Consider the following 25199-nt stretch of genomic DNA (forward strand, 5'->3'; position numbering starts at 1 on the left):
ATGGTTAGACCTGGTTAGAAGCTCACTTCTACTCCTAAAGAAATTGTTCTTGGATTTGGAAAAGATCCTGCATCATATCCTCTTGAAAGTAATCCGTCACTGTTAAAGTCAGGATCATATCCTTTATATTTAGAGATAATCAACAGATTTTGACCATTTAGGTAAACCTTAGCTTTTTCAATAAATTTATCTTTTATCGGAATGTTATACCCGATTTCCATTGTTTGCAGTTTCACATAATCACCGCTTTCAATAAATCTGTTTGAATCTCTGCTGTTTCCATTTGGATCTCCAATAACTGGAGCTGGAATATTGGTATTGGTATTAGTTGGTGTCCAATAATTTAACTCATCTGTATGATGGTTTGTATATTGTCCGATCATCAAATTGCGGTACATTGCATTAAATACTTTGTTACCTCCCGCTCCTTGCCAAAACATAGAGAAATCGAAGTTAGAATAAGAAGCACTGAAATTGAATCCGAAGCCATATTTAGGAATTGTTACTCCTTGGAAAGTTCTATCTGCATCCGTAATTATTCCGTCGCCATTTACATCTCTAAATTTCACGTCTCCAGGAGCCGCGCCAGTTTGAGTTGGAGAAGCTGCAACTTCAGCTGCATTTTGGAAAATTCCAATTGCTTCCCAAGCAAACATTTCGCCAACAGATCTTCCTACTTCGGTTTTAGAAACTGCTCCGTAGATCGGATTTCCGTTTACACCGATTTTAGTAACTTCATTTTTCAGTGTTCCAAAGTTTGCAGAAATATCATATCTAAATTTATGATGATGATTGCTGTAAGCTGCTGTAAACTCAACCCCAGAGTTTTTCATTGATCCTGCATTTGTGGTAACACTTGCCGGAAATGCCCCTGTAGAAAACGGAAGCGGAACGCCTAACAATAAATCATCTGATTTTTTTACAAAGTACTCTGCTGTAAACTGTAAATCATTATTTAAGAAACCTAATTCGATACCTACGTTTGAGTTTGTAGATTTTTCCCATTTTACATTCGGATCCAATGCCGCAACTACAGTTGTTCCTGGAGCAAGCTCATTATTAAAATCATAACCTGCAAAACTGTTTACGGTTGAAGCAAAGAAATATTGCGAAATGGTATTATTTCCTAATGTCCCGTAACCTCCTCTAAGTTTAATATTGCTTATCCATTCTGGCAATGTCCAGAATTTTTCGTTACTAAGTTTCCATCCTCCTGAAAAAGAGTAAAAGTTTGCCGAATTATTTTTTTCGCTAAAAAGAGATGTTTTATCTTGTCTAAAGTTAGCCTGCACTAAATATCTGTCATCATAAGAATAATTTAATCTACTGATGTATGATATTCCAGTAATCGTAAATTTATATTCAGATGCATTTCTAGCATCAGCGTATTGAAGCATTGGAATGTCGTTTGGAGTAAAACCTACACCTCTCATATTATATCTATGATAATCTCTTTTTTCCTGAATCCAACCTGCAAGAGCGTCAATTTTATGCTTCCCAAGAGTCACTTCATACGTTAGCAAATTATTCAAAAACGTTCTTAGTTCGTTTCCTGTTTCAACATCTAGAGATGCTTCGTCATTTGTAGTAATGTAATACCATCCTAAATCACTTGGCGGAATAAATTTTCTATTTTCCCAATCTGTTCTATCATAACTTACATCCAGTTTGTATTTAAGACCTTTTACGATTTCGATTTCTCCCCAAACATCTCCAATAAAACGGTTTCTTTTTCCATTATTATCAATCAGATTGTTGTATCCAATAGGGTTCATAGAAATTGCTCTCTGAGTCAGGTTGTCTGTACCTCCATAACCACCGAGTCTGTTTGCATCATAAACGGGCATAGTCGGAATAGCTCCCAAAATGTCACTTACAACCGTTTGACCTGCATTGTATTCATTAAAAATTTCTTTATCAGATTGTGTATAAGCTATTTTTGCACCGTATTTAAATTTTCCTTTTTTACCATTTAAATTCAAATTGGTTGACAATCTCTCATAGTCCTGAGGTGTTTTAATATAACTTGTATTTTTAAAATAGTCAACATTAAAGCTGTAAGCAATACTTTCTGCGCCTCCAGTAAATGTCAAGGCTTGATTTTGCACAACACCAGTCTGAAAAGATTCTTTCTGCCAATCTGTATCTACATTTGATATGTACGATGCACTATTTGGGTCATTTCCTGGAGCAATGCTTACAGGAACACCTGCTCTAATATCTCTGTTTCTTTCGGCCTCGCTCGTAATTTTCTGATAACCTACTCGATCTGTAACATCCCACTTTTTAGCAACATTTTGCAGACCTACAATAGACTTGAATTTAATATCCATTTTGCCTTGTTTTCCTTTTTTAGTCGTAATAATTACAACACCATTTGCACCGCGAACACCATAAATAGCAGCCGATGATGCATCTTTTAAAACCTGCATAGATTCTATTTCTCCTGGGGCAAAATCATAAGGTGAATCGACCATAATTCCGTCGATTACAAAAAGTGGATTATTGTTGCTAAAGGAAGTTATACCTCTAATCTTCACATTAACAAAGCCTCCCGGTTCTCCTGAAGATTGTACAGTAACACCTGGCACTTGTCCTTGAAGCATTTTAGCAGCATCATACGTAACTACTTTTTTAGCCGATTCTAAGTTAACAACACTTACAGAACCTGTTAAATCTGATTTCTTTTGAGTTCCGTAACCAATAACAACTACCTCGTTAAGTTTATTAGTGTCTTCACCCAACGCCACATCAATTTTAGACTGGCTTCCTACGACTATCTCTTTGTTCTGAAATCCTATAAATGAAAAAACTAAAACATCATTTGTCGATGCTTTAATCGAATACTCTCCATCAAATCCAGTTGTAGCAACTGTTTTGGTTCCTTTTATTATAATGTTTACACCCGGCAAAGGAAGATTGTCTTGCGCCGATGTAACAACCCCTGTTATCGTTTTGCCTTGAGCAGACATCTGATTAACAGAAAATAATAGCATTAATACTGCTAAAATCCAATTTGTTTTTGGCAATAGAAAATTGCAATACAAAAGTAATTTTTGTTTTGTAATCATAATGGTTTAGTTAAGATTGGTTAGTGGTTTAGTTAATAAGTGTTAATCTTACATTTGTAAATTTAACTAAAAAAAAACCATGTAAACAAATTAATATCACAAAAAAAGAGCTCAAAAAAAACACATATCGCAAATTAAGTGTCAAATTAACATTTAAAAATTCAAGGTTTTTTCAAAAAAACTGCTGTTTTAATGATTTTAATTGTGTAAAAAATACACTTTTACTGAAAAACTCGTTTTTTAATCAAAAAAAGAAGGAAATAAAAAAAAGCATAAATAATCTGTTTTTTAATGTTTTGAATTCAAAAAAAAGATTGTTTTGTAGGTAAAAGATTGTTTATTTTTATATGTTTTTAAACAAACAGAACTTATTTTTACAAAAAACTATCCTTGACTGTCCTGTTTTTTTCTTAAAAAAATCTTAAAAAGAAAATTTGTATGTTATTTTTATGTAAAAAGTAACTTTTTTAACTATACATTTGAGTAGTTAATTATGTAAGTGTAAAATCTACATTAATAAATTATGATACGTTTTAAGAAGTTCATATATTTACCCATCCAAATTAATAATATATGCTAAATAGTTATAGCTCTGCTGATAAAGTTTTACTGGCAGTAGACTGCATCATTTTCGGATTCGACAATGATGGTCTAAAAATCCTTTTGATCCAAAGAGATTTTGAGCCAGAAAAAGGGAAATGGTCCTTAATTGGAGGTTTTCTAAAACGTGATGAAGTCTTAGATGCTGCCGCAACCAGAATCTTAAATACCTATACAGGTCTTAATGATATTTATATGGAGCAACTTCATGCTTACAGTGAAATTGATCGTGACCCTGTAGAAAGAACCATCTCGGTTTCTTATTTCGCTTTAATTAATATCGAAAACCACAATGCAGAATTGATCCAGAATTACCACGCTGAATGGTTCCCGATTAACGACGCTCCAAACTTAATTTTTGACCATAACGAAATGGTTCAAAATGCTATTAAGAGGCTTCGATATAAAACTTCTGTAAAACCAATTGGTTTTGAATTGCTTCCAGAAAAATTCACCATGCGTCAGCTTTTAGAATTGTACGAAGCAATTTTGAGTAAAGAATTGGACAAAAGAAATTTCATCAGTAAAATAAACTCTCTAGAAATTTTAAATAAACTGGAAGAAAAAGACATGCAGTCTTCTCGAAAAGGTTCTTACTTATATACTTTTAATAAGGAGAAATATGAAGAAAAACTACTAAATAATTTCGTATTGAATTTATAACTTTATTTATTCTCCCTATTGGGTGAAATAGAACAAGTTTTAATTTAAACACATAGAAATATAGATTTTTATTGCTCTGTTTAAGATTACAGAAAAAGCTCGCTTTAACACATAGCTATGTGCATTGAAATTAGTGAAACGCCTTTTTTGGGTTCACAAAAGCTATGTTTCTATGTGTTAAAAATTTTACTCAACGATTTATAAAGAATTCCTTACTATAAGAGCAGATCTATTTTCGATCTGCTCTTTTGTTCCTTTTAAAACCATATCTGCCAGAATTTTTCCCATCAACTCAAAATTGGTTGAAATGGTTGTAATTCCATTTGCGGCAATTTTCTTCAATGGAGTTTCATTGTATGATATAATTCCGAAATCTTCTCCTAGTTTCAAATTTCGATTTATGGCATTTTCTATTACCAAAAGCAAGTCACGATCGTGCGGAATAATGTACAAATCTCCCAAAGCAATAGACTGGTTGCTGAAATCTGAAATAATTTCATAATCAAAACCATAATCTTGGCAGAAAGATTCAAAACCTAATTTCATTCCGGGTGGTTCTCTAAAACCAGGAAAAATTAAAATCAGTTTCTTGTATTTAGACAATCTCGTTTTGCCTTTCATCAAACCTTCGTAAATATCTTTTTGGTGATTTTGATAAATGGCAGGAAACATTTTTAAATCTGAATTGGTCTGATCCAAAATAATTACGTCGCTTACTGGTAGGGTTTTTATAGAATCGACGATATCGTTTAAGTTCGTCGGCATAATAATATATTTTGTATAATTTCCGTTGCTGTCATTTAGCAGCTTTTTGAAAACTTGAACATTAAAATGGTGAAAAAAAATATCGACTTGAACATTTTTTCCAATGTTTTTTAAAAACGAATTATAAATATCTTCTTTAAAAATATTCAACTCATCAAAAAGCAAAAAAACCTTCTGAGTTATAGTGATTTCAACGCTTTTAACGTAATATCCCTTTCCTGGAATAGCGTAAATAATTCCTCTTTTCTTCAATTCGTCATACGCCAATAAGACCGTATCACGAGATAAAGAAAAAGCCAAGCAGACTTTATTTACCGACGGAAGCCTATCGCCTTTAATCAAATTTCCTTCTTCAATCGCTTTTTCGATTGAAAGAATAATCTGCTTATATTTTGGCAGACCGATGTTATTTTGAATTGAAATAATGTTCATAATAAAGTCATTTTGACTATAAACAGCAAAAACTGGTAGGTACTGGTATGTAAAAATAATAAATGTTTCTATTTTTGGATTTCATTTTTGGTAAAATTTTTATGGAAATAAAACACATATCGCATTTAAAAGAGACTCACAATTGCAATTTATTTGGTTTAATGCCTAATAAGGAAGAAATTTATTCTTTTGATCTGATTAATAAAAACGGAATGAAAGTGCAGATTATCAATTATGGAGCAACTGTAACTTCTATCCAAATTCCGCTTGACGGAAAACTAGTAGATGTTGTTTTAGGTTTTGATAATCTTGAAGCATATTTAGAATCGTATAATTTACCAAGCGCTCCTTATTTCGGAACTACAGTTGGCCGTTACGCAGGACGTATTCATAATGCGACTTTTAGTCTTGACGATAAAAAATTTCAGCTAGACGGAAACAATAACGGCAACACGCTTCACGGAGGAGTAATGGGATTTGGAAGAAAAGCATGGAGTGTTGTTAATGCAACTTCTGGTGAAAATCCTTCTATAACTTTCGCCCTTTTGAGTGCCCATCTGGACGAAAATTTTCCTGGAGAAATGACGGTTTATTTGACTTATACTTTGACCGAAGAAAATGAATTGAAGCTAGAATACAAAGCAACCTCAACAGAAGATACGATTATCAATTTGACACATCATAGCTATTTTAACCTGGATGGACATGACGGAAATGTTTTAGAACAGCAAATGTTTATCAAATCGGCTAAAATGCTAGAAACCAATTCTGACAATATTCCAACAGGAAATTTCACCGATTTAACCAATCATGATTTTGATTTTAGAACTTCAAAAAACTGTCCGTTTCCAATTGACAATTCTTTTGTAGTGAATTCTAAAACTGAAATCGTAGCGCAGTTAATCAGCATAAAAAATAACCTAAGAATGAATGTTTATACCGATCAGCCAAGTGTACATATATATGTTGGTGGAAATTGTTTCGGAAAACTGAAAGGAAAAGAAAACGTTGATTACAATGCACAAAGCGGAATTTGTTTTGAAACTCAAAATTTCCCAGATGCGCCAAATCATGCGCATTTTCCAAATGCAGTTTTGAAAAAAGGTGAAGAATACACGCAAAAAACACTTTACAAATTTGAAAGTTTAAACTAATATAATAACTGCTGGATAAGATAAAATAAAAATAATTTCATCCATCAAGTAAAATCTAATTGAATCTGCTGAAATCTTTTAGAATCTGCGTGAAATACTTTTGCCAAGATTTTTTCACGCAGATTTACACAAATTAAAGCTGATCTAGACAGATTTTGATTTAAACTATAAGTAGTAGGTAGAATAGAAAAAATAATTTCACTCAACACATATAAAATTCTAAAACCACAATATACTAACTATATAATGAATGATATTTTAATACAAAATACCGTTGCTTTTTTTGAGAAATCTTTTGGAGCTTCTCCTCAAAAAACGGTACTTTCTCCAGGCAGAATCAACATCATTGGAGAACATATTGACTACAATGACGGTTATGTTTTGCCTGCTGCAATTGACAAAGTGATTTGCTTTGCTTTTGAAAAAAACAACACCAAAACTTCTAAAATAATTGCCATCGATTTGAATGAAGAATTTGAAATCGATTTGACTCAGGAAGTAAAACTGAGCGATGTGGTTTGGACCAATTACATTCGTGGTGTAATCAAACAATTGCAAGATAACGGATTTTCGTTTGATGGTTTTAACTGTGTTTTCAGCAGTAATATTCCGGTTGGTTCTGGATTGTCTTCTTCTGCAGCTTTAGAATGCGGAATGATTTTCGGAATCAAATCGCTGTTTGATTTAAAAATTGAGAAAAAAGACATTTCATTATTAGGCCAAAAAGCAGAACACTGGGTGGGTATCAACTGCGGAATTATGGACCAATTTTCAAGCGTTCACGGTCTTGAAAATAAAGTGATCAAACTAGATTGCAACACTTTAGATTTTGAATATCACAATGCCGACTTCAAAGATTATTCTCTAATTTTATTTGATTCTAATGTAAAACATTCGCTTTTTACATCAGAATACAATACCAGAAGAATTGAATGTGAGGAAGGTTTATCTATCATAAAAAATCATTTCCCAGAAGTAAAAAGTTTCAGAGATTCTTCTGTAGAACAAGTTTTGAGCTTACAAGATAAAATGACTGAAAAAGTTTTTGACCGAGTTCATTTTGTTGTAAAAGAAATCAATCGCGTTATCAAAGCTTGTGAAGCACTAGACCAAGGAAACATCGAACTTTTAGGAGAACTGCTTTTTGAAACACATTATGGTTTATCTAAAGAATACGAGGTAAGCTGCGAAGAATTAGACATGCTTGTTGATACCGCAAAAGAAGATGATGCCATTATTGGTTCCCGACTTATGGGAGGTGGTTTTGGAGGATGCACTATCAATTTAGTTAAAAAAGGAAATGAAAATGAGGTAAAGCGTAAGTTCTCTAAACTTTATTTAGATACATTTGGAATTGAATTAAAATTCTATGATGTAAAAATCTCTAACGGAACAACGCTACTTTAAAACCACAACTGTACAATGAAAAATTTTGACATTAACGAAGATCCTCACAGACGCTTCAACCCATTAATTAACGAATGGGTCTTGGTTTCACCTCACCGTGCAAAACGCCCTTGGCAAGGACAAAATGAAACTATTTCAACTGAAGAACTCCCTAAGTACGACCCTACTTGTTACTTGTGTCCAGGAAATGTTCGTGCCAACGGAATGAATAATCCGCAATACGAAAACAGTTTTGTTTTTGAAAATGATTTTGCAGCCATGAAACAGGACGAAATCATTTTTGAAGATGATATTAAACATACTTTTTTTAAGGCAAAACCAGAACAAGGAATTTCGAGAGTGGTTTGCTTTTCGCCAAGACACGATCTGACTCTTCCAGAAATGGAAATTGCCGATATTGAAAACATCATTAGAACTTGGCAGAAAGAATATACCGATTTAGGAAACATTAAATTCATCAACCATGTTCAGATTTTTGAAAACAAAGGAAGTGTTATGGGCTGCAGCAACCCACATCCGCACGGTCAAATTTGGGCACAATCTTCTCTACCAACTCAGGTCGAAAAAACACAAAATAGCTTAAAATCGTACTACGATAAAAATCAGACAACATTGTTAGAAGATTATGTAAAAGCCGAATTGAAAGCTGGCGATCGTATCGTAATCGAAAACGATCATTTTGTGGCATTGGTTCCATTTTGGGCAATCTGGCCATACGAAACTATGATTATCAGCAAAAGAGCTGTAAACAAAATCACCAATTTTACTGAAGATGAAAGTAGCGCTTTCGCGAAAATCTTAAAGCAACTTACAACGAAGTACGACAATTTATTTAATACTTCATTTCCATATTCGTCAGGAATTCACCAATCGCCAACAGACGGTTTAATCCATCCAGAATGGCATTTCCACATGCATTTTTATCCACCTTTGCTGAGATCTGCAACGGTAAAGAAATTCATGGTCGGATATGAAATGTTGGGAGAATCGCAGCGTGATATTACACCTGAAAAAAGTGCTGAAATTTTGAGACAGCTTTCAGATGTACATTACAAAAGCCCAGTAAAAGCTTAATGGTTTAGTGTTGTCCTTAATTCAAATCTAAAAATTTAACACAATTCTTATTAGATAAATGTAAAAAACACATTTACTAATGGTTAATTTCTAAATTTTTATTTTACATTTGGCTTCTGCTTTATTTTCGCAAAAAAATAACAGAAATAAAACACATCTTGCATTTTTAACAAGATTTGACAACACAAAAACTGATTTAAAACCACATAAACAAACAACCCTATAATAATTATTTAAAATACTACTAACAATGAACCAAAACCTCGCTTTCGCAGACTATGCGGTTTTTATTATTTATTTCATCGTAGTCTCGGTCTACGGTTACACCGTTTACCGCAAACGTAAACAAGACGAACAAGATGCTAAAGCTTACTTTTTGGCTGAAGGAAATTTAACTTGGTGGGCAATTGGAGCTTCTCTTATTGCTTCTAATATCTCTGCAGAACAGTTCATCGGAATGAGCGGTGAAGGATTCTTCTTAGGAATCGCTGTTGCTGCTTACGAATGGCTTGCTGCCGTTGCTCTTATTATTGTCGCGGTGTGGTTTATTCCTGTATATCTTAAAAATAAGATTTACACGATGCCACAATTCTTAAAAACACGTTACAACGAATCTACTGCACTTATCATGGCTGTATTCTGGCTGTTTTTATATGTTTTCGTAAACCTTACTTCTATTTTATACTTAGGAGCTGTTGCGATTAACAAACTTGCGGGTGGAGAATATCTTCACGTAATTATGCTTGGATTGGCTATTTTTGCTTTGTTTATTTCTCTTGGAGGAATGAAGGTTGTGGCTTATACAGACGTTATTCAGGTGGCTGTATTAATTATCGGAGGTTTAGTAACATCTTATATTGCCTTAACAACAGTTGCAGAAGCTTTTGGTGTTGGACAAAACGCAATTGCCGGTTTCAAAGTTTTAATGCAGCAGGCTCCAGAACATTTCAAAATGATTATTCCGAAACCAACTGCGACGTCTTCTCAGCTTGAAATCGATAAATACCTTACTTTCCCTGGATTGTTATCTTACGCTGCTGGTATCTGGATCATCAACCTAAACTATTGGGGATGTAACCAATACATTACACAAAGAGCACTTGGAGCAGATCTACAAACCGCTCGTACAGGTATTTTGTTTGCTGGTATGTTAAAATTATTAATGCCACTTATCGTCATGTTACCTGGTATTGCTGCTTACGTTTTATATACAAACGGACATTTACCTCAATTGGAGGGAGGAGTAAAAGACGAGGCATATTCTGCTATATTAACATTCCTTCCAACTGGATTAAAAGGTCTTTCTGTTGCTGCTCTTACTGCTGCAATTGTAGCATCGTTGGCTGGAAAAGTAAACAGTATTTCTACAATCTACACATTAGACGTTCATAAAAAATATATCCAGAAAGATGCGGGTGAAAAACAGCAGGTGAACATCGGGCGTCTTGCCGTTTTTGTTGCCATGCTTTTAGCTGTGTTATTTACATGGAATGACGTCTTAGGAATTGGTGGCGTTGGAGGATTTACCTACATCCAAAAATACACTGGATTTATTAGCCCTGGAGTTTTTGCTATGTTCTTCTTAGGTATGTTCTGGAAAAGGACTACTGGAACAGCAGCAATTGTTGGTGTAATTTTAGGATTCTTATTATCTGTTTTATTCAACGAATACGCTCCGGCTTTATTTGGAAACGATACACTTTTATACACAGCTTACCCTAACGGAAAAGGAGGTTTCGAAATTCCGTTCCATATCTGTATGGGATTATCATTCTTATTCACAATGATTGCAATGATTCTGATAAGTTTTGCTGGTCCAAAAGTAAACCCTAAAGCATTTGAAATTGATTCTGAAATGTTTAAAGTTAAACCGCAGACAACAGTCTTAATCGTAATTACATTATTGATTATTGCTGCGCTTTATGTTAAGTTCTGGTAATAAATTATCAGTTCTATTCTCTCTATCTTTACAGCTGTTGTTTGTCATGAACAACAGCTGTAAATTTTTAAAAAAGTTTTAAAATAGAAATAAAAGCTACGGACTAAAATGATTCGCTTTATTTTGTCACCCTGAGCGAAGTCGAAGGGCGCTCCGATTGGACGTGGGCTTCGACTTCGCTCAGCCTGACAAAACTGGATTTTAAAAATCCTTTTAATCTTTATGATCTGTGGCAAAAAATATTAAACAGAATTTAAATTATAATAAATAAATACCATGCAGTTATCATTAACCCAAAAAATCATTATCGTTACGGGAGGCGCAAAAGGAATCGGTTTAGGAATCGTTAAGGTTCTAGCCGAAGAAAATGCCATTCCGTTTATCGTTGGACGTAACGAAAATGACAACATCAAAGCCGTAGAAGAATTAAAAGCCATTGGAAAAGAAGCGCATCAAGTTGCCGCCGATTTGACAAAACCTGAAGACTGCAAAAAAGCCGTTGAAGCCGTAATCGCAAAATTCGGCAGAATTGACGGATTGGTAAACAATGCCGGCGTTAATGACGGTGTTGGATTAGAAAACGGAAATTATGAAGATTTCGCTGCTTCTCTTCACAAAAATTTAGTGCATTATTATTTAATGGCACAGCATGCTCTTCCTTATCTTAAAGAATCAAAAGGAGCCATTGTAAACATTGGTTCTAAAACTGCCGAAACTGGTCAGGGCGGAACTTCAGCGTATGCCGCTTCAAACGGTGGAAGAAATGCTTTAACCAGAGAATGGGCTGTTGAATTATTAAAATACAGCATTCGTGTAAACGCTGTAATTGTAGCAGAATGTTACACGCCACTTTACGAAACTTGGATCAATACTTTTGAAAATAAAGAAGAAAAACTGGCTGCAATTACCAAAAATATTCCGCTAGAAAACAGAATGACAACCGCAGAAGAAATTGCGAATATGGTTGTTTTCTTATTGTCTGAAAAATCAAGTCATACCACTGGACAGATTATTTATGTTGATGGTGGTTATACGCATTTAGATCGTTCTATTTAATTTTTTTTGCCACAGATTAAAAGGATTACAATGATTCGCTTTAGTTTGTCACCCTGAGCGAAGTCGAAGGGCACTCCAATTGGACGTGGGCTTCGACTTCGCTCAGCCTGACAAAACTGGACGTAAAAATCATTTTAATCCTTTTAATCTGTGGCATTTATTTAAATTCACATAGCACTATGTGTTCAAATCTAGATTTGTTTTTTCACTCTTTTATGGATGACAAATTCTATGTTTCTATGTGTTTATTTTTTTGTTTCACGCAGATTCGGCAGATCAAGCAGATTTAATTCTGAAATCCTTTTTAATCTTTATAATCTGTGGCAAAACTAACCTTCGCATTATTTTTAAAATCGGAAGGCGTAATTCCTTTAACTTTTTTGAAGAGTTTATTAAAGTTTGAAGCTGTTTTATAACCGCATTCATACGCAATCTCAGACATACTTTTATCCGTTTCCAACAACAATTTGCAGGCATTCGAAATTCGGATTTCATGTAGATAATCCACAAAATTCTTTTTCGTTTTTACCCTGAACATTCTGCAGAAAGACGTTCTTGTCATATTAGCTACAGCGGCAATTTCTTCTAAGGAAATATTCTTTTTGTAATTTTTGTTGACGTATTGAAAAACCTCCGAAAGACGATCTACTTTCGAATCCTTTTGCATCAAAGAATAAATTTCATCGTTGATATAAATCGTATCCTGACTTTCAGAAAGAATAGACAAAATCTCAAAAAGCCCAACAATAACTTCGAAGTCTTTTTTAGCAACTAACTTCTCTAGTTTCTTTGCAATTTGTTTATTGGTTTTTCCGATAATCGAAATTCCTTTTCCTGCCTGAAAAAAGAGTTCGTTTATTTTCTGAGTTTCTTTTAATTCGTAAAAAGTCGGCCCGAAAATATCCTTATGAAAATATACGACTATCGAATTGGCTCTTAAATCTTCAATTCCATGATAGTATTTTTCATCATTTAACCAAACATGCGGAATATCAGAACCTAAAAAAACCATATCTCCAGGCTCAAACGGCATTACCGAATTTCCGATAATCCGCTTACCGTAACTCTCTTTTACATATACCAATTCCAATTCCGGATGCGAATGAAACGGCGCCTGAAAAAAAGGTTCAATACGATTCAGCACCGAAACTTTAGTATTGAGATAAGATGCTATTTTAGTTTGTTCCAATTTCATATTGCAAAGATAATTAAAGATTAGATACGGATAATATTAGACTATTAACCAATGTGTAAAAAAACTAATTTTATTTTTCGTTAACTGCCCGAATTCTATACAAAATCAAAGGATTAAATTGTTATAAAACGAACGCAGTGACATCAAAAAAAAGAAAAAACAAACAACACAATGTCTGAGAATAACACAAAAAAACTGGTTGTAAAACTGCATCCAGACGATAATGTATTGGTTGCCTTAACCGATCTTCAAAAAGGCGAAACCATTCATTTTGAAAACGAAACATACGTTTTACAAGACCTCATCAAAGCCAAACATAAATTCTACATGCAGGATATGAAGCAAGGAGAAGAAGTAAATATGTACGGTGTTTTGGTAGGAAAAGTGCAAAACGATATTGTGAAAGGAAGTCTAATGACGACCGAAAATCTTAAACACGCCGCAGATCCTTACGCCTACAGAAACGCTTCTTACGAATGGAATGCACCAGATATTTCTAAATTTGAAAACAGAACTTTTAAAGGTTACAAAAGAAAAGACGGACGCGTTGGAACGGCAAATTACTGGCTTTTTGTTCCAACTGTTTTTTGTGAAAACAGAAATTTAGATGTTATCAAAGAAGCCTTACACAAACAATTGGGTTATGCTGTAACGGACAAATACAACCAATTTACGCACGAATTACTAGAAGGTTATTTGAACGGAAATGACATTAACGATATCAATATTGAATTAAATCCGACTCCAAAAAACAAACGTGTTTTTGAAAATGTGGACGGAATTAAATTCTTAAATCATCAAGGAGGCTGCGGCGGAACTCGTCAGGATGCTTCTACTTTGAGCGCTTTATTGGCTTCTTATGCGAATCATCCAAATGTGGGCGGAATTACACTTTTGAGTTTAGGATGCCAGCATTTACAGGTTCAAGATTTTGTAAATGATGTAAAAAGACAAAACCCAGAGTTTGACAAACCGTTGTTTATTTTTGAGCAGCAGCAGACCGAAAGCGAAGAAGTTTTGATTACCAATGCCATCAAAAAAACATTTGAAGGTTTAATTGAAATCAACAAATATGAAAGAACCGATGCGCCTTTGAGCGATTTATGCATTGGTGTAAAATGTGGCGGAAGCGATGGATTCAGTGGTGTTTCTGCAAATCCTGCTGTGGGTTATACTTCAGATTTAGTCGTAGCTTTAGGCGGAAAAATTCTTTTGGCTGAATTTCCAGAATTGTGCGGTGCCGAGCAGAATTTAATCGACAGATGTATTACGGAAGATAACGCTAAAAAATTCATAGATTTAATGGAATCTTATGATGAGCTAGCGCATAAAGTGGGTTCAGGTTTTCATATGAATCCGTCTCCGGGAAATATCAAAGACGGATTAATTACAGACGCCATCAAAAGTGCCGGAGCGGCCAAAAAAGGCGGAACTTCTCCTGTTGTTGATGTTTTAGATTATACCGAATTGGTTACAAAACCGGGTTTAAGTTTGGTTTGTACGCCAGGAAATGATGTCGAAGCAACAACTGGAAAAGCGGCTTCGGGAGCAACTTTAATTTTGTTTACAACGGGATTGGGAACTCCTACAGGAAACCCAGTTTGTCCTGTAATCAAAGTGGCGACAAACTCTGTTCTAGCAACCAGAATGAAAGATATTATCGATATTGACTGCGGACCAATTATCAGTGGTGAAAAATCTATTGAAGAAATGGGCGAGGAAATTTTAGAATATTGCATCAAAGCGGCAAGCGGCGAAATTATTCCGAAAGCGGTTCAATTAAATCAAGATGATTTTATTCCGTGGAAACGCGGCGTATCTTTGTAAAAGACTATTAAAAAACAACTCATAAAAATTTATATCAAATGTTTTCATTACAAAATAAAAAAGCAATAATCACGGGCGGCGGAAGCGGAATTGGAAGAGCGATTTCGGTATTATTTGCAAAACAAGGTGCTGAAGTTCACATTCTAGAATTGACGGAAGAAAGCGCAAAAGAAACTGTTGAAGAAATTAAATCAGCTGGCGGAACTGTTTTTGCTCATGCTTGTGACGTTTCGAACCACGAACAAGTAAACTCAACTTTCGAAAAAATCGGAAATATCAATATTCTGGTAAACAACGCTGGAATTGCTCACGTTGGAAAAGTAGACACCACTTCAGAATCTGATTTTGACAGAATTATGAATGTAAACGTTAAAGGGGTTTACAACTGTCTTCACGCTTCGATTCCAGCGCTAAGAAATTCTGGCGGAGGTGTAATTTTGAACTTGGCTTCAATCGCTTGCTGGGTTGGAATACCAGATCGTTTTGCTTATTCTACGGCAAAAGGAGCGGTTATGGCCATGACTTTATCGGTTGCAAAAGATTATTTGAATGATAAAATCAGATGTAATTCTATTTCTCCTGCGAGAGTTCACACACCTTTCGTAGATGGATTTATTGCTAAAAATTATCCTGGAAAAGAAGAAGAAATTTTCGAAAAACTATCTCAATCACAGCCAATCGGCCGTATGGGAAAACCAGAAGAAATCGCAACTTTAGCATTATTTTTATGCAGTGATGAGTCTTCTTTCATCACAGGTTCAGATTACCCAATTGATGGTGGATTTATTAAATTGAATAACTAAAAAAGGAAATAGCCACGAATTCACGAATTAAAAAGATTAAAAAATTTGTGAAATCTGTGCGAATTAAAATAACCGCGAATTTCACAAATTATGATTTGTAAAAATTCGTGAATTCGTGGCTAAAAAAAATACATATTACTAAAAAAATTAAAATATGAAACTTATTAGATTCGGAGAAGAAGGAAAGGAAAAACCAGGAGTTTTACTAAATGAAAAAAGATACGATGTTTCGTCTATTGTAACAGATTACAACGAAGCTTTTTTTGAAAATGACGGTTTAGCAAAATTAGAAGAAGCTTTAAAAAATAACCCATCTTTACCAGAAGTAAGCGATTCAGTACGTTTAGGTTCGCCAGTTGCACGTCCATCAAAAATTATCTGCATCGGATTAAATTATGTAGATCACTGTGAAGAAACGGGTGCTACAATTCCAGAAGAACCAATTATTTTCTTCAAATCAACCACTTCTTTATGCGGACCAAATGACAATTTGATCATCCCAAAAAACAGCGAAAAAACAGACTGGGAAGTAGAACTAGCTTTTGTTGTAGGAAAAAAAGCAAGCTACGTTTCTGAAGAAGATGCACCAAACTACATCGCTGGATACTGCCTTTTGAATGATTACAGCGAAAGAGCATTCCAAATCGAGCGTGGCGGACAATGGGCAAAAGGAAAAGGTTCTGATACCTTCGCTCCTCTTGGACCAATTATGGCAACTCCAGACGAAATTGGAGATGTTAACAACTTAAAAATGTGGCTTACGGTAAATGGAAAAACGTTCCAAAATAGTAATACTTCAAACTTGATTTTTAAAATTCCATTTTTAGTACATTACTTAAGCCAGTTTATGACATTGCTCCCTGGTGATGTTATTAGTACTGGAACACCTCCGGGAGTTGGATTAGGAATTAAACCAGATCCAATTTACATTAAAGCAGGTGACGTAATCGAATTAGGAATTGAAGGTTTAGGTACAAGCAAACAGACTGCCGTAGCGTATCAACAAAACTAAAATTATGGCAACTCAAAAATTCTATCTGGCACTAGACTTAAAAGACAACGCCAATTTAATTGCAGAATACAAAGAACTACACAAAAATGTATGGCCAGAAATCAAGAAAAGCATTCAAGATTCTGGAATTGAAGTTTTAGATATTTATTGCACTGGAAACCGTTTATTCATGATCATCGAAGCAGATGCCGATTTTACTTTCGAGAAAAAAGACAAAGCAGATGCCGAAAACGAAAAAGTTCAGGAATGGGAAACTTTAATGTGGAAATTCCAACAAGCTTTACCTTGGGCAAAACCGGGACAAAAATGGATTTTAATGGATAAAATATTTGGATTGTAATATCCGATTCCATATCAATAGCAATATTTAATATTCCGTAGGAATATCTGATCGGTAGAAAAAAAATATTATCGTTTTGAATGTGTCCTGTAGGGACACCTCTTTTACGGAAACAAAATATTCATCCATTAATCAAACGTTCCTACGGAACGTATATGATCATAATTACAATTTCATTCTACCGACGAGACATTCCTACGGAATGAATTTAGAAAATGAATTGTTTTTTTAATAAAAAAGCCCTGATTATTCAGGGCTTTGTTCTTTTTGCATATTTAATAAATACGCCATATTGGCTATTACGTGATCGTGTTTTTTGACAAAAGGATTTTCTTCGTTCCAAACATATCCTGCTAATACAGAACATATTTTTTCTTTCACATCTGGATTTTCAGGTTGGTGGAAAAACAGCGTCTGTAAATTTCCTGTGTACCATTCTTGAACGTAAGTGGTGAAAACAGCGATTCCGCGTTTCATGTATTGCGTGAATTCCACTTCCCAGTCAACAGGAATTCCTTGTGATTCTTTTAAATATAATTTTGCTGCCAACATTCCCGATTCAGTTGCAAACGCAACTCCAGATGAGAAAACTGGATCTAAGAATTCTGAGCTGTTTCCTGTCAAAGCAAAGCCATCGCCGTACATTCTTTTAACCGCTCTCGAATAGTTTTCTAACTTAACAGGTTCGAATAAAAATTCTGTTCCCGCAAATCTTTTAATATAATAATCCGATTTCTGAATGGCATTTCGCAAAGCTTCAGCATTGTCTTTATTTTCAGAAAGTGAGTTAATAAAATCTGTCGGTCCCACAACTCCCAAACTAGTATTTCCATTAGAAAACGGAATTACCCAAAGCCAAACTTCGGTTTCCAAAATGTCAAAAGAAATCTGGATTCCCTCTACTCCTTCTTCTCTATTAATGTCTTTAACATGCGTAAAAATAGAAGAATGCGGATCTAGTTTTGAAGGCGTATCCAGATCTAAAAGTCTTGGTAAAACGCGTCCGTAACCACTAGAGTCGATGATAAATTTAGCGTGAATTTCTTTTAGGTTTCCGTCCTTATCTTTTACAATAGTTTTTGAATTTTTCCCTTCAAAAGAAACCTCCAAAACTTCGGTTTCAAATTCTAAGTCTATTCCTTTTCGTATGATTTCTTGAGCCATTGTATTGTCAAAATCAGCTCTAGGAACTTGCCAAGTCCAGTCCCAGCCTTCGCCAAATTTTACACTAAAATCAAAATTGCAGATTTCTTCTCCTCTAATAAAACGAGCTCCTAATTTCTTTTCGAAGTTCATCGCGTCAAGAGCGTCAAACAATTCTGCTTCAGCAAAATGATCCATTACTCGCGGAATAAGGCTTTCGCCCACTACAAGTCTTGGGAACTTCGTTTTTTCTACAACTTTAACCTTTACGTTGTTTTTAAAAAGATACGATGCCGAAACACATCCAGACGGTCCTGCACCAATCACTAAAACATCAACAAACTCCTTTGTCATATTAGAATTATTATCATTAATTAACCTACATTTGCCATCATCAAAATAACTACATTTATTTTGATAAATAAAATTAAATTAGCACAACCAAAATCGATTTAATGAATACAATAAATGAATATCTAAGTTTAGCAGAATTTGAAGCCATAATCTTTGGAAAAAACAAAGTTGCCATAAGCGATGTGGTTCAAAATCGAGTAAACGAAAGTTTTAATTTCTTAAAAGAATTCTCGGGAAATAAAGTAATCTACGGAGTAAATACTGGCTTTGGTCCGATGGCTCAATATAGAATTAAGGAGTCAGATCAAATTCAATTGCAATATAACTTAATTAGAAGCCACTCTTCTGGAACTGGAAAACCTTTAAACGCTGAGTGCGCAAAAGCAGCAATTTTAGCACGATTAAATACACTTTCTTTAGGAAATTCAGGAGTTCATTCTTCTGTTATTCATTTAATGGCAGAATTAATCAATCGAGATATTACGCCTTTAATTTTTGAGCACGGTGGTGTTGGTGCCAGCGGCGATTTAGTACAATTATCACATTTAGCTTTAGTATTAATTGGCGAAGGAGAAGTTTTTTATAAAGGAGATAGACGCCCAACGGCAGAAGTTTTCGAAATTGAAGGTTTAAAACCAATTCAGGTAGAAATTAGAGAAGGTCTGGCATTAATCAACGGAACTTCTGTAATGACAGGAATTGGAGTAGTAAATGTTCATTATTCAAAAAAATTATTGGACTGGTCGTTAAAAGCTTCTTGTGCCATTAACGAATTGGTTCAAGCTTATGATGATCACTTCTCTGAAGAATTAAATCAAACCAAACGCCATAAAGGACAGCAGGAAGTTGCGGAAAGAATGAGACAAAATCTTTCTGACAGTACTTTAATCCGTAAAAGAGAAGACCATTTATATTCTGGCGAAAACACCGAAGAAATCTTCAAAGAAAAAGTTCAGGAATATTATTCACTAAGATGTGTTCCTCAAATTTTAGGGCCTGTTTTAGAAACTATAAATAATGTAGCTTCTATTTTGGAAGACGAATTTAACTCGGCAAACGACAACCCAATTATAGACGTAAAAAACAAACATGTTTACCACGGCGGAAATTTCCACGGAGATTATATTTCGCTAGAAATGGATAAATTGAAAATCGTTATTACGAAATTAACGATGCTTGCAGAACGTCAATTGAATTATTTATTGAATTCAAAAATCAACGAAATTTTGCCTCCATTCGTAAATTTAGGAACATTAGGATTTAATTTCGGAATGCAGGGTGTTCAATTCGTTGCCACTTCAACAACTGCCGAAAGTCAAATGTTATCTAACCCAATGTATGTGCATAGTATTCCAAACAACAATGACAATCAAGACATTGTAAGCATGGGAACTAATGCGGCAGTGATTACATCAAAAGTAATTGAAAACTCATTTGAGGTTTTGGCAATCGAATTAATCACAATTGTTCAGGCAATCGATTATTTGAAGCAAAAAGATCAAATTTCGTCTACAACTAAAAAATGGTATGACGATATCAGAACTATAATTCCAGAATTTAAGGAAGATCAGGTAATGTATCCTTTTGTTCAAAAAGTAAAAGATTATTTGATCAACAGTTAAAAATCTTTATTTTACAGTATTAATATTGAATCTTAAAATCATGAAAAAGTCACTTGTTTTTTTATTGCTAAGCTGCATTCAATTTGTTAATAGTCAAGAATTGGCATTAGTAAAGAAAAATTCCAAAATTGGATATCTGTCTAAAGATGGATCTTTTAAAATCGAACCTCAATACAAATCTGCCAGAAGTTTTTCTGAAGGTTTAGCCGCTGTAGAAAATGGCGGAAAATGGGGATTTATCGATGCAAAAGGAACTTGGGTAATTCCAGCCGATTTTAAAGATGCTAAAGATTTTAACAGCGGAATCGCAGTTGTACAAAAAGAGAAAGACTGGGTTTATATTAATACAAAAGGAGAAATCCAAAAAGGACCAACTACTGACAAAGTATTTGATTTTAATGATGGAGTTGCTTTCTTCAGACAAAATAATAAAGTGGGTTTAATCAACAACAAAATGGCTGTTGTTTTAGAACCAAAATACGATCAGATCAAACCTTTTGAAAATGGTTACGCCAGAGTAGAATTGAACAAAAACTGGGGAATTATTGATACCAACGGAAAAGAATTGGTTGAGCCTATTTATGCCGAAGTTGGAAATTATTTTAAAGGAACAACTTGGGCTAAAAAAGATAAAACTTTCGGTTTGGTAAGCGGTGGAAAATTTATTCCTGTTGATGGAGCAGAAAAAATCTGGGATTTTGAAACTCAAGATTTGACGTTTGCCAAAAAGAACGGAAAAATTGGTTATATCGATTTAAAAGGAAATTGGGCCATTCTTCCTATTTATGATAAAGGAAAAGCGTTTTCAAAAAATTTAGCTCCAGTTTTGGTTGGAAAAAAATGGGGATTCATTAATCCAGAAGGGAAATTTGTGATTGAACCAACTTACAGCGATGCAGAAGTTTTCAGTACAAATGGTCTGGCTCCTGTAAAAGAAAGCAATTGGGGATTTATAAATGAATCTGGAAAATTGGTTATTCCAACTCAATACGGGATTACTGCAAATGCTATTATTGCAATGTTTGTACAACAGGACAAAGGATTTATTGATGGCGTTGCCCGCGTAAAAAACGAAGGAAAATGGGGATTTCTAAAACCAGACGGAACCGTTTTAGCTAATCAATGGTTTGAAAACGCTGAATTGTTTTCTAAAAGCGCTGAAAAACCTCAGCCAGCTGCAGCTCCTGTTTCTGCCGAAAAACCAAAACAAGAGACTAAGCCTGCGGCGAGACCAGCTGCAAAACCAGCACCGAAAAAAAAGAAATAATATTTATCTCCAAATAAATTAGAAATTTGCATAAGTGAAATCGCATTCGATAAAGCGGTTTCATTTTATGATGAATAAAAACAAACCCTACATAAATGAAGTGTGTATTAGTAACAGGCGGTTCAAGAGGAATTGGAAGTGCGATTTGTAAAAAACTGGCCGTAGAATCCGATTATCATATTCTGATTAATTATCATTCGAATAAAACAGCTGCCGAAGAAACATTACAAGAAGTACAAAAATTGGGCGCAACAGGAGAAATCTTAGGTTTTGATGTTTCTAATTTTGAAAACGTACAAAATGTTTTAACTGCTTGGCAGGAAGCAAATCCTGAAAAATTGGTTGAAGCAATTGTAAACAATGCCGGAATCACAAAAGATGGTCTTTTTATGTGGATGACACCAGAAGACTGGAACGGCGTTATGAATACAAGTGTAAACGGTTTCTTTAATGTTACGCAGTTTTTTATTCAAAAAATGTTACGCAACAAATACGGCCGAATCGTAAATATGGTTTCCGTTTCTGGAGTAAAAGGTACTGCGGGACAAACCAATTATTCGGCTGCAAAAGGTGCCATTGTTGCAGCAACTAAAGCCTTGGCACAAGAAGTTGCAAAAAGAAATATTACTGTAAATGCTGTCGCTCCAGGTTTTATTAGAACCGATATGACGAGTGAATTGGATGAAAAAGAATTATTAAAGCTAATTCCCGTAAACCGTTTTGGCGAAGCCGAAGAGGTTGCAGATTTGGTAAGCTTTTTGATTTCTAAAAAAGCAAGCTATATTACAGGAGAAATTATCAATATTAACGGCGGAATATATTCTTAAAGAATACTATGTTTGCGAGATTATTTTAAGATTTTTAAACATAGAAAATTGCTCGCAAAGACGCAGAGTCGCAAAGTTTAAGCAAAAAGACTTTAAAAAAACTTAGTGCCTTTGTGGCAAGATTAAAAAATTACACTTTAAGGATAAAAAATTACTTTTGAAAGACGATGAATAGACGAGTTGTAATTACTGGAATGGGAATTTATTCTTGTATCGGAACTTCTTTAGACGAAGTAAAAAATTCGTTATACGAAGGAAGATCTGGTATTCAGTTTGATTCTGAACGTAAAGAATTTGGTTTCCAGTCGGCCTTAACAGGGATGGTTCCGAAAGCCGATCTTAAAAATTTATTGACGCGCAGACAACGTATGAGCATCGGTGAAGAAACCGAATATGCTTATATGGCCACTATAGAAGCATTAAAAAATGCCAACATTGATGATGCTTTTTTTGATGAACACGAAGTAGGTATTATGTACGGAAACGACAGCGTTTCTAAAGCAATCATTGACGCAACAGATATTGTTCGCGAGAAAAAAGACACCGCTCTTATTGGTTCTGGTGCTATTTTCAAATCGATGAATTCTACTGTAACGATGAATCTTTCTACGATTTTTAAACTTCGCGGCATCAATCTTACGGTAAGTGCAGCTTGCGCGAGTGGTTCTCACTCTATTGGTTTGGCTTATTTTTTAATTAAAAGCGGTTTTCAAGATATTGTTATAACTGGCGGAGCACAGGAAATCAACAAATACGCCATGAGCAGTTTTGACGGTTTAGGTGTTTTTTCTAACCGAGAAGGTGATCCTACAAAAGCTTCAAGACCTTTTGATATTGGTCGTGATGGATTAATTCCGAGTGGTGGTGGCGCAACTTTAATTTTAGAAAGTTACGAATCTGCCATTGCACGTGGTGCCAATATCATTGCAGAAATTGGCGGGTACGGATTTTCATCAAACGGCGGACACATCTCAACACCAAACGTTGAAGGACCAGCCACAGCAATGAAACGTGCACTTGATGATGCAAAAATAGAAGCTTCAGATATTGAATACATAAATGCCCATGCCACCTCAACACCTGTTGGAGATGCTAATGAAGCTAAAGCCATTTTTGAAGTTTTTGGAGAAAAAAATCCTCCTGTAAGTTCTACAAAATCAATGACTGGCCACGAATGCTGGATGGCAGGAGCCAGCGAAATCATTTATTCTATCCTAATGATGCAGCACGATTTTATCGCGCCAAACATTAATTTGGAAACTCCAGATGAAGATGCGTCAAAATTAAATTTAGTTAAAACTACGTTAAACAAAAAATTTGACATATTTTTGTCCAATTCTTTCGGTTTCGGAGGAACCAACTCTGCGTTGGTGGTTAAAAAGTTTAAATTGAACAATGAATAAAGAAGAGATTATAGCAAAGATTAATGGTTTTTTAGTTGATGAATTTGAAGTTGATAGTGACGACATTGAACCAAATGCTAATTTAAAAGATACACTTGGGTTAGACAGTCTGGATTATGTTGATTTAGTCGTTTCAATAGAGGCAAACTTTGGTGTAAAACTAGTTGAAGCAGATTTTGTTGGAATTTCTGATTTTCAAAGTTTTTATGACTTAATCGAAACTAAAATAAAAGCCAAATCAGCTTAAATGAGTCAATGGGATGGTAAATCCAAAGGAACTGTTTTAGGTTATAAAATATTCGTTTTTTTAATTCAAAAAGCGGGTGTCAAAGCGGCTTATGTCTTACTTTATTTTGTTGCATCTTATTATTTTTTATTTCTAAGAAAAAGCAACAGAGCCATTTTTTATTATTTTAAAGAAAGACTGCAATACTCGTATTTCAAATCCAAAAAAATGGTTTTCAAAAGTTACTATACTTTTGGACAAACTATTATTGATAAAGTTTCCATTTCGGCAGGAATGCGAAACAAATTTACTTATGAATTTGACGGAATAGAAACACTAAAAAAATTACTTGCCGAGAAAAAAGGTGGTGTTTTAATTAGTGCCCATGTCGGAAATTTTGAAATTGCCGAACATTTTTTGGGAGATATTGATCTTAATTTCCAAATCAATTTGGTTACAACAGATTTAGAGCATTCTGCCATTAAGAATTATCTCGAAAGCGTTTCTCAAAAACCAACTGTAAAATTTATTATCATCAAAGATGATCTTTCTCATATATTTGAGATCAATGCCGCTTTGGCCAATAACGAATTAATCTGCTTTACGGGCGATCGTTATTTTGAAGGAACAAAATCGCTTTCTGAAACACTTCTGGGCAAAGAAGCCAATTTCCCTGCTGGTCCGTTTTTAATTGCTTCACGATTAAAAGTTCCTGTAGTTTTTGTTTATGTAATGAAAGAACCCAATCTTCATTATCATTTGTACGCAAGAGAGGCCGAAGTCAAACACCGAGACGAAAAAGCACTTTTGAAGGAATATGTAAAAAGTGTTGAATGCATTCTGCACACATATCCTTTGCAATGGTTCAATTATTTTGATTTCTGGAACGATATAAAATCGTAATTTTTTTAGCCACGACCCGAGCGATAGCGAACTGGCGAAGCAATTCACGAATTTTTATTAATTACTGGGGCAGAATCTTTATTTCGAATTACACTAATTTTTATTAATTCGTTTTT

The 25199-nt window shown here is 34.5% G+C and carries 20 protein-coding genes; 16 read left to right on the forward strand and 4 right to left on the reverse strand.

Annotated elements, in window-relative coordinates:
* Positions 1-14: 14 nt before the first annotated feature.
* Positions 15-3071 (reverse strand): SusC/RagA family TonB-linked outer membrane protein, encoded by a 3057-nt coding sequence (locus NCC77_RS04690; protein ID WP_250834556.1) that lies wholly within the window; start codon positions 3069-3071, stop codon positions 15-17.
* Between the two features lie 573 nt (positions 3072-3644).
* Between NCC77_RS04690 and NCC77_RS04695 the strand changes: the two genes are divergently transcribed.
* Positions 3645-4334 carry an NUDIX hydrolase gene (locus NCC77_RS04695; protein ID WP_095930664.1) on the forward strand — a complete coding sequence of 230 codons (690 nt, stop codon included), beginning with the start codon at positions 3645-3647 and terminating at the stop codon, positions 4332-4334.
* A 198-nt stretch (positions 4335-4532) separates the two neighbouring features.
* On the opposite strand, the gene NCC77_RS04700 is transcribed toward NCC77_RS04695, so the two are convergent.
* On the reverse strand, positions 4533-5531 hold the full coding sequence (locus NCC77_RS04700; protein WP_250834557.1) for a GntR family transcriptional regulator: 999 nt from the start codon (positions 5529-5531) through the stop codon (positions 4533-4535).
* Between the two features lie 101 nt (positions 5532-5632).
* Between NCC77_RS04700 and NCC77_RS04705 the strand changes: the two genes are divergently transcribed.
* The 5 genes from NCC77_RS04705 to NCC77_RS04725 all read left to right on the forward strand — a co-directional run bounded on the left by NCC77_RS04705 (position 5633) and on the right by NCC77_RS04725 (position 12161).
* Positions 5633-6685: an aldose epimerase family protein gene (locus NCC77_RS04705; protein ID WP_250834558.1), complete on the forward strand. Its 1053-nt coding sequence runs from the start codon at positions 5633-5635 to the stop codon at positions 6683-6685.
* A 246-nt stretch (positions 6686-6931) separates the two neighbouring features.
* On the forward strand, positions 6932-8092 hold the full coding sequence (gene galK, locus NCC77_RS04710; RefSeq protein ID WP_250834559.1) for a galactokinase: 1161 nt from the start codon (positions 6932-6934) through the stop codon (positions 8090-8092).
* Positions 8093-8107: 15 nt separating this feature from the next.
* Positions 8108-9166: a UDP-glucose--hexose-1-phosphate uridylyltransferase gene (locus NCC77_RS04715; RefSeq protein ID WP_250834560.1), complete on the forward strand. Its 1059-nt coding sequence runs from the start codon at positions 8108-8110 to the stop codon at positions 9164-9166.
* 250 nt (positions 9167-9416) lie between these two features.
* On the forward strand, positions 9417-11105 hold the full coding sequence (locus NCC77_RS04720) for a sodium/sugar symporter (RefSeq protein WP_250834561.1): 1689 nt from the start codon (positions 9417-9419) through the stop codon (positions 11103-11105).
* Between the two features lie 276 nt (positions 11106-11381).
* On the forward strand, positions 11382-12161 hold the full coding sequence (locus tag NCC77_RS04725) for an L-fucose dehydrogenase (RefSeq protein ID WP_057115557.1): 780 nt from the start codon (positions 11382-11384) through the stop codon (positions 12159-12161).
* Between the two features lie 304 nt (positions 12162-12465).
* Here NCC77_RS04725 and NCC77_RS04730 read toward each other — a convergent pair whose 3' ends face one another.
* Positions 12466-13356 (reverse strand): AraC family transcriptional regulator, encoded by an 891-nt coding sequence (locus tag NCC77_RS04730; RefSeq protein ID WP_250834562.1) that lies wholly within the window; start codon positions 13354-13356, stop codon positions 12466-12468.
* A gap of 171 nt (positions 13357-13527) precedes the next feature.
* Between NCC77_RS04730 and NCC77_RS04735 the strand changes: the two genes are divergently transcribed.
* From NCC77_RS04735 to NCC77_RS04750, 4 genes are all read left to right on the forward strand, one after another.
* Positions 13528-15183: a UxaA family hydrolase gene (locus NCC77_RS04735; protein WP_250834563.1), complete on the forward strand. Its 1656-nt coding sequence runs from the start codon at positions 13528-13530 to the stop codon at positions 15181-15183.
* A 38-nt stretch (positions 15184-15221) separates the two neighbouring features.
* Positions 15222-15986: an SDR family NAD(P)-dependent oxidoreductase gene (locus NCC77_RS04740; RefSeq protein WP_250834564.1), complete on the forward strand. Its 765-nt coding sequence runs from the start codon at positions 15222-15224 to the stop codon at positions 15984-15986.
* A gap of 154 nt (positions 15987-16140) precedes the next feature.
* Positions 16141-16998, forward strand: a complete 858-nt coding sequence (locus tag NCC77_RS04745) for a fumarylacetoacetate hydrolase family protein (RefSeq protein ID WP_250834565.1) — start codon at positions 16141-16143, stop codon at positions 16996-16998.
* A gap of 4 nt (positions 16999-17002) precedes the next feature.
* On the forward strand, positions 17003-17338 hold the full coding sequence (locus NCC77_RS04750; RefSeq protein WP_250834566.1) for an L-rhamnose mutarotase: 336 nt from the start codon (positions 17003-17005) through the stop codon (positions 17336-17338).
* A 246-nt stretch (positions 17339-17584) separates the two neighbouring features.
* Here the strand turns inward: NCC77_RS04750 and NCC77_RS04755 are convergent, their stop codons facing one another.
* A complete protein-coding gene (locus NCC77_RS04755; RefSeq protein WP_250834567.1) occupies positions 17585-18835 on the reverse strand; it encodes an NAD(P)/FAD-dependent oxidoreductase in 1251 nt (416 codons plus the stop codon).
* A 101-nt stretch (positions 18836-18936) separates the two neighbouring features.
* Here NCC77_RS04755 and flxA point away from each other — a divergent pair, with 101 nt between their 5' ends.
* The 6 genes from flxA to NCC77_RS04785 all read left to right on the forward strand — a co-directional run bounded on the left by flxA (position 18937) and on the right by NCC77_RS04785 (position 25083).
* A complete protein-coding gene (flxA, locus tag NCC77_RS04760) occupies positions 18937-20457 on the forward strand; it encodes a flexirubin biosynthesis tyrosine ammonia-lyase FlxA (protein WP_250834568.1) in 1521 nt (506 codons plus the stop codon).
* Positions 20458-20497: 40 nt separating this feature from the next.
* Complete coding sequence (locus NCC77_RS04765) at positions 20498-21724, forward strand: WG repeat-containing protein (RefSeq protein WP_250834569.1); 1227 nt, start codon at positions 20498-20500, stop codon at positions 21722-21724.
* Positions 21725-21819: 95 nt separating this feature from the next.
* Positions 21820-22551 carry a flexirubin biosynthesis SDR family reductase FlxB gene (gene flxB, locus NCC77_RS04770; RefSeq protein ID WP_201999149.1) on the forward strand — a complete coding sequence of 244 codons (732 nt, stop codon included), beginning with the start codon at positions 21820-21822 and terminating at the stop codon, positions 22549-22551.
* A 167-nt stretch (positions 22552-22718) separates the two neighbouring features.
* The gene (locus NCC77_RS04775; RefSeq protein ID WP_250834570.1) at positions 22719-23954 is read left to right on the forward strand and encodes a beta-ketoacyl-[acyl-carrier-protein] synthase family protein; all 1236 of its coding nucleotides are present in this window, start codon (positions 22719-22721) and stop codon (positions 23952-23954) included.
* Complete coding sequence (locus NCC77_RS04780; protein WP_177211448.1) at positions 23947-24201, forward strand: acyl carrier protein; 255 nt, start codon at positions 23947-23949, stop codon at positions 24199-24201. The genes NCC77_RS04775 and NCC77_RS04780 overlap by 8 nt, the downstream gene beginning before the upstream one ends.
* Positions 24202-25083 (forward strand): lysophospholipid acyltransferase family protein, encoded by an 882-nt coding sequence (locus NCC77_RS04785; protein ID WP_250834571.1) that lies wholly within the window; start codon positions 24202-24204, stop codon positions 25081-25083.
* Positions 25084-25199 lie beyond the last annotated feature (116 nt).

Origin of the sequence: Flavobacterium tyrosinilyticum (assembly GCF_023656565.1) — a bacterium.
GTDB lineage: Bacteria > Bacteroidota > Bacteroidia > Flavobacteriales > Flavobacteriaceae > Flavobacterium > Flavobacterium tyrosinilyticum.

What these genes read in the sequence shown, in the direction of transcription:
- NCC77_RS04690 (WP_250834556.1), bottom strand. Translation starts at nt 3,071, where the DNA reads ATGATTACAAAACAAAAATTACTTTTGTATTGCAATTTTCTATTGCCA.
- NCC77_RS04695 (WP_095930664.1), top strand. Translation starts at nt 3,645, where the DNA reads ATGCTAAATAGTTATAGCTCTGCTGATAAAGTTTTACTGGCAGTAGAC.
- NCC77_RS04700 (WP_250834557.1), bottom strand. Translation starts at nt 5,531, where the DNA reads ATGAACATTATTTCAATTCAAAATAACATCGGTCTGCCAAAATATAAG.
- NCC77_RS04705 (WP_250834558.1), top strand. Translation starts at nt 5,633, where the DNA reads ATGGAAATAAAACACATATCGCATTTAAAAGAGACTCACAATTGCAAT.
- galK (WP_250834559.1), top strand. Translation starts at nt 6,932, where the DNA reads ATGAATGATATTTTAATACAAAATACCGTTGCTTTTTTTGAGAAATCT.
- NCC77_RS04715 (WP_250834560.1), top strand. Translation starts at nt 8,108, where the DNA reads ATGAAAAATTTTGACATTAACGAAGATCCTCACAGACGCTTCAACCCA.
- NCC77_RS04720 (WP_250834561.1), top strand. Translation starts at nt 9,417, where the DNA reads ATGAACCAAAACCTCGCTTTCGCAGACTATGCGGTTTTTATTATTTAT.
- NCC77_RS04725 (WP_057115557.1), top strand. Translation starts at nt 11,382, where the DNA reads ATGCAGTTATCATTAACCCAAAAAATCATTATCGTTACGGGAGGCGCA.
- NCC77_RS04730 (WP_250834562.1), bottom strand. Translation starts at nt 13,356, where the DNA reads ATGAAATTGGAACAAACTAAAATAGCATCTTATCTCAATACTAAAGTT.
- NCC77_RS04735 (WP_250834563.1), top strand. Translation starts at nt 13,528, where the DNA reads ATGTCTGAGAATAACACAAAAAAACTGGTTGTAAAACTGCATCCAGAC.
- NCC77_RS04740 (WP_250834564.1), top strand. Translation starts at nt 15,222, where the DNA reads ATGTTTTCATTACAAAATAAAAAAGCAATAATCACGGGCGGCGGAAGC.
- NCC77_RS04745 (WP_250834565.1), top strand. Translation starts at nt 16,141, where the DNA reads ATGAAACTTATTAGATTCGGAGAAGAAGGAAAGGAAAAACCAGGAGTT.
- NCC77_RS04750 (WP_250834566.1), top strand. Translation starts at nt 17,003, where the DNA reads ATGGCAACTCAAAAATTCTATCTGGCACTAGACTTAAAAGACAACGCC.
- NCC77_RS04755 (WP_250834567.1), bottom strand. Translation starts at nt 18,835, where the DNA reads ATGACAAAGGAGTTTGTTGATGTTTTAGTGATTGGTGCAGGACCGTCT.
- flxA (WP_250834568.1), top strand. Translation starts at nt 18,937, where the DNA reads ATGAATACAATAAATGAATATCTAAGTTTAGCAGAATTTGAAGCCATA.
- NCC77_RS04765 (WP_250834569.1), top strand. Translation starts at nt 20,498, where the DNA reads ATGAAAAAGTCACTTGTTTTTTTATTGCTAAGCTGCATTCAATTTGTT.
- flxB (WP_201999149.1), top strand. Translation starts at nt 21,820, where the DNA reads ATGAAGTGTGTATTAGTAACAGGCGGTTCAAGAGGAATTGGAAGTGCG.
- NCC77_RS04775 (WP_250834570.1), top strand. Translation starts at nt 22,719, where the DNA reads ATGAATAGACGAGTTGTAATTACTGGAATGGGAATTTATTCTTGTATC.
- NCC77_RS04780 (WP_177211448.1), top strand. Translation starts at nt 23,947, where the DNA reads ATGAATAAAGAAGAGATTATAGCAAAGATTAATGGTTTTTTAGTTGAT.
- NCC77_RS04785 (WP_250834571.1), top strand. Translation starts at nt 24,202, where the DNA reads ATGAGTCAATGGGATGGTAAATCCAAAGGAACTGTTTTAGGTTATAAA.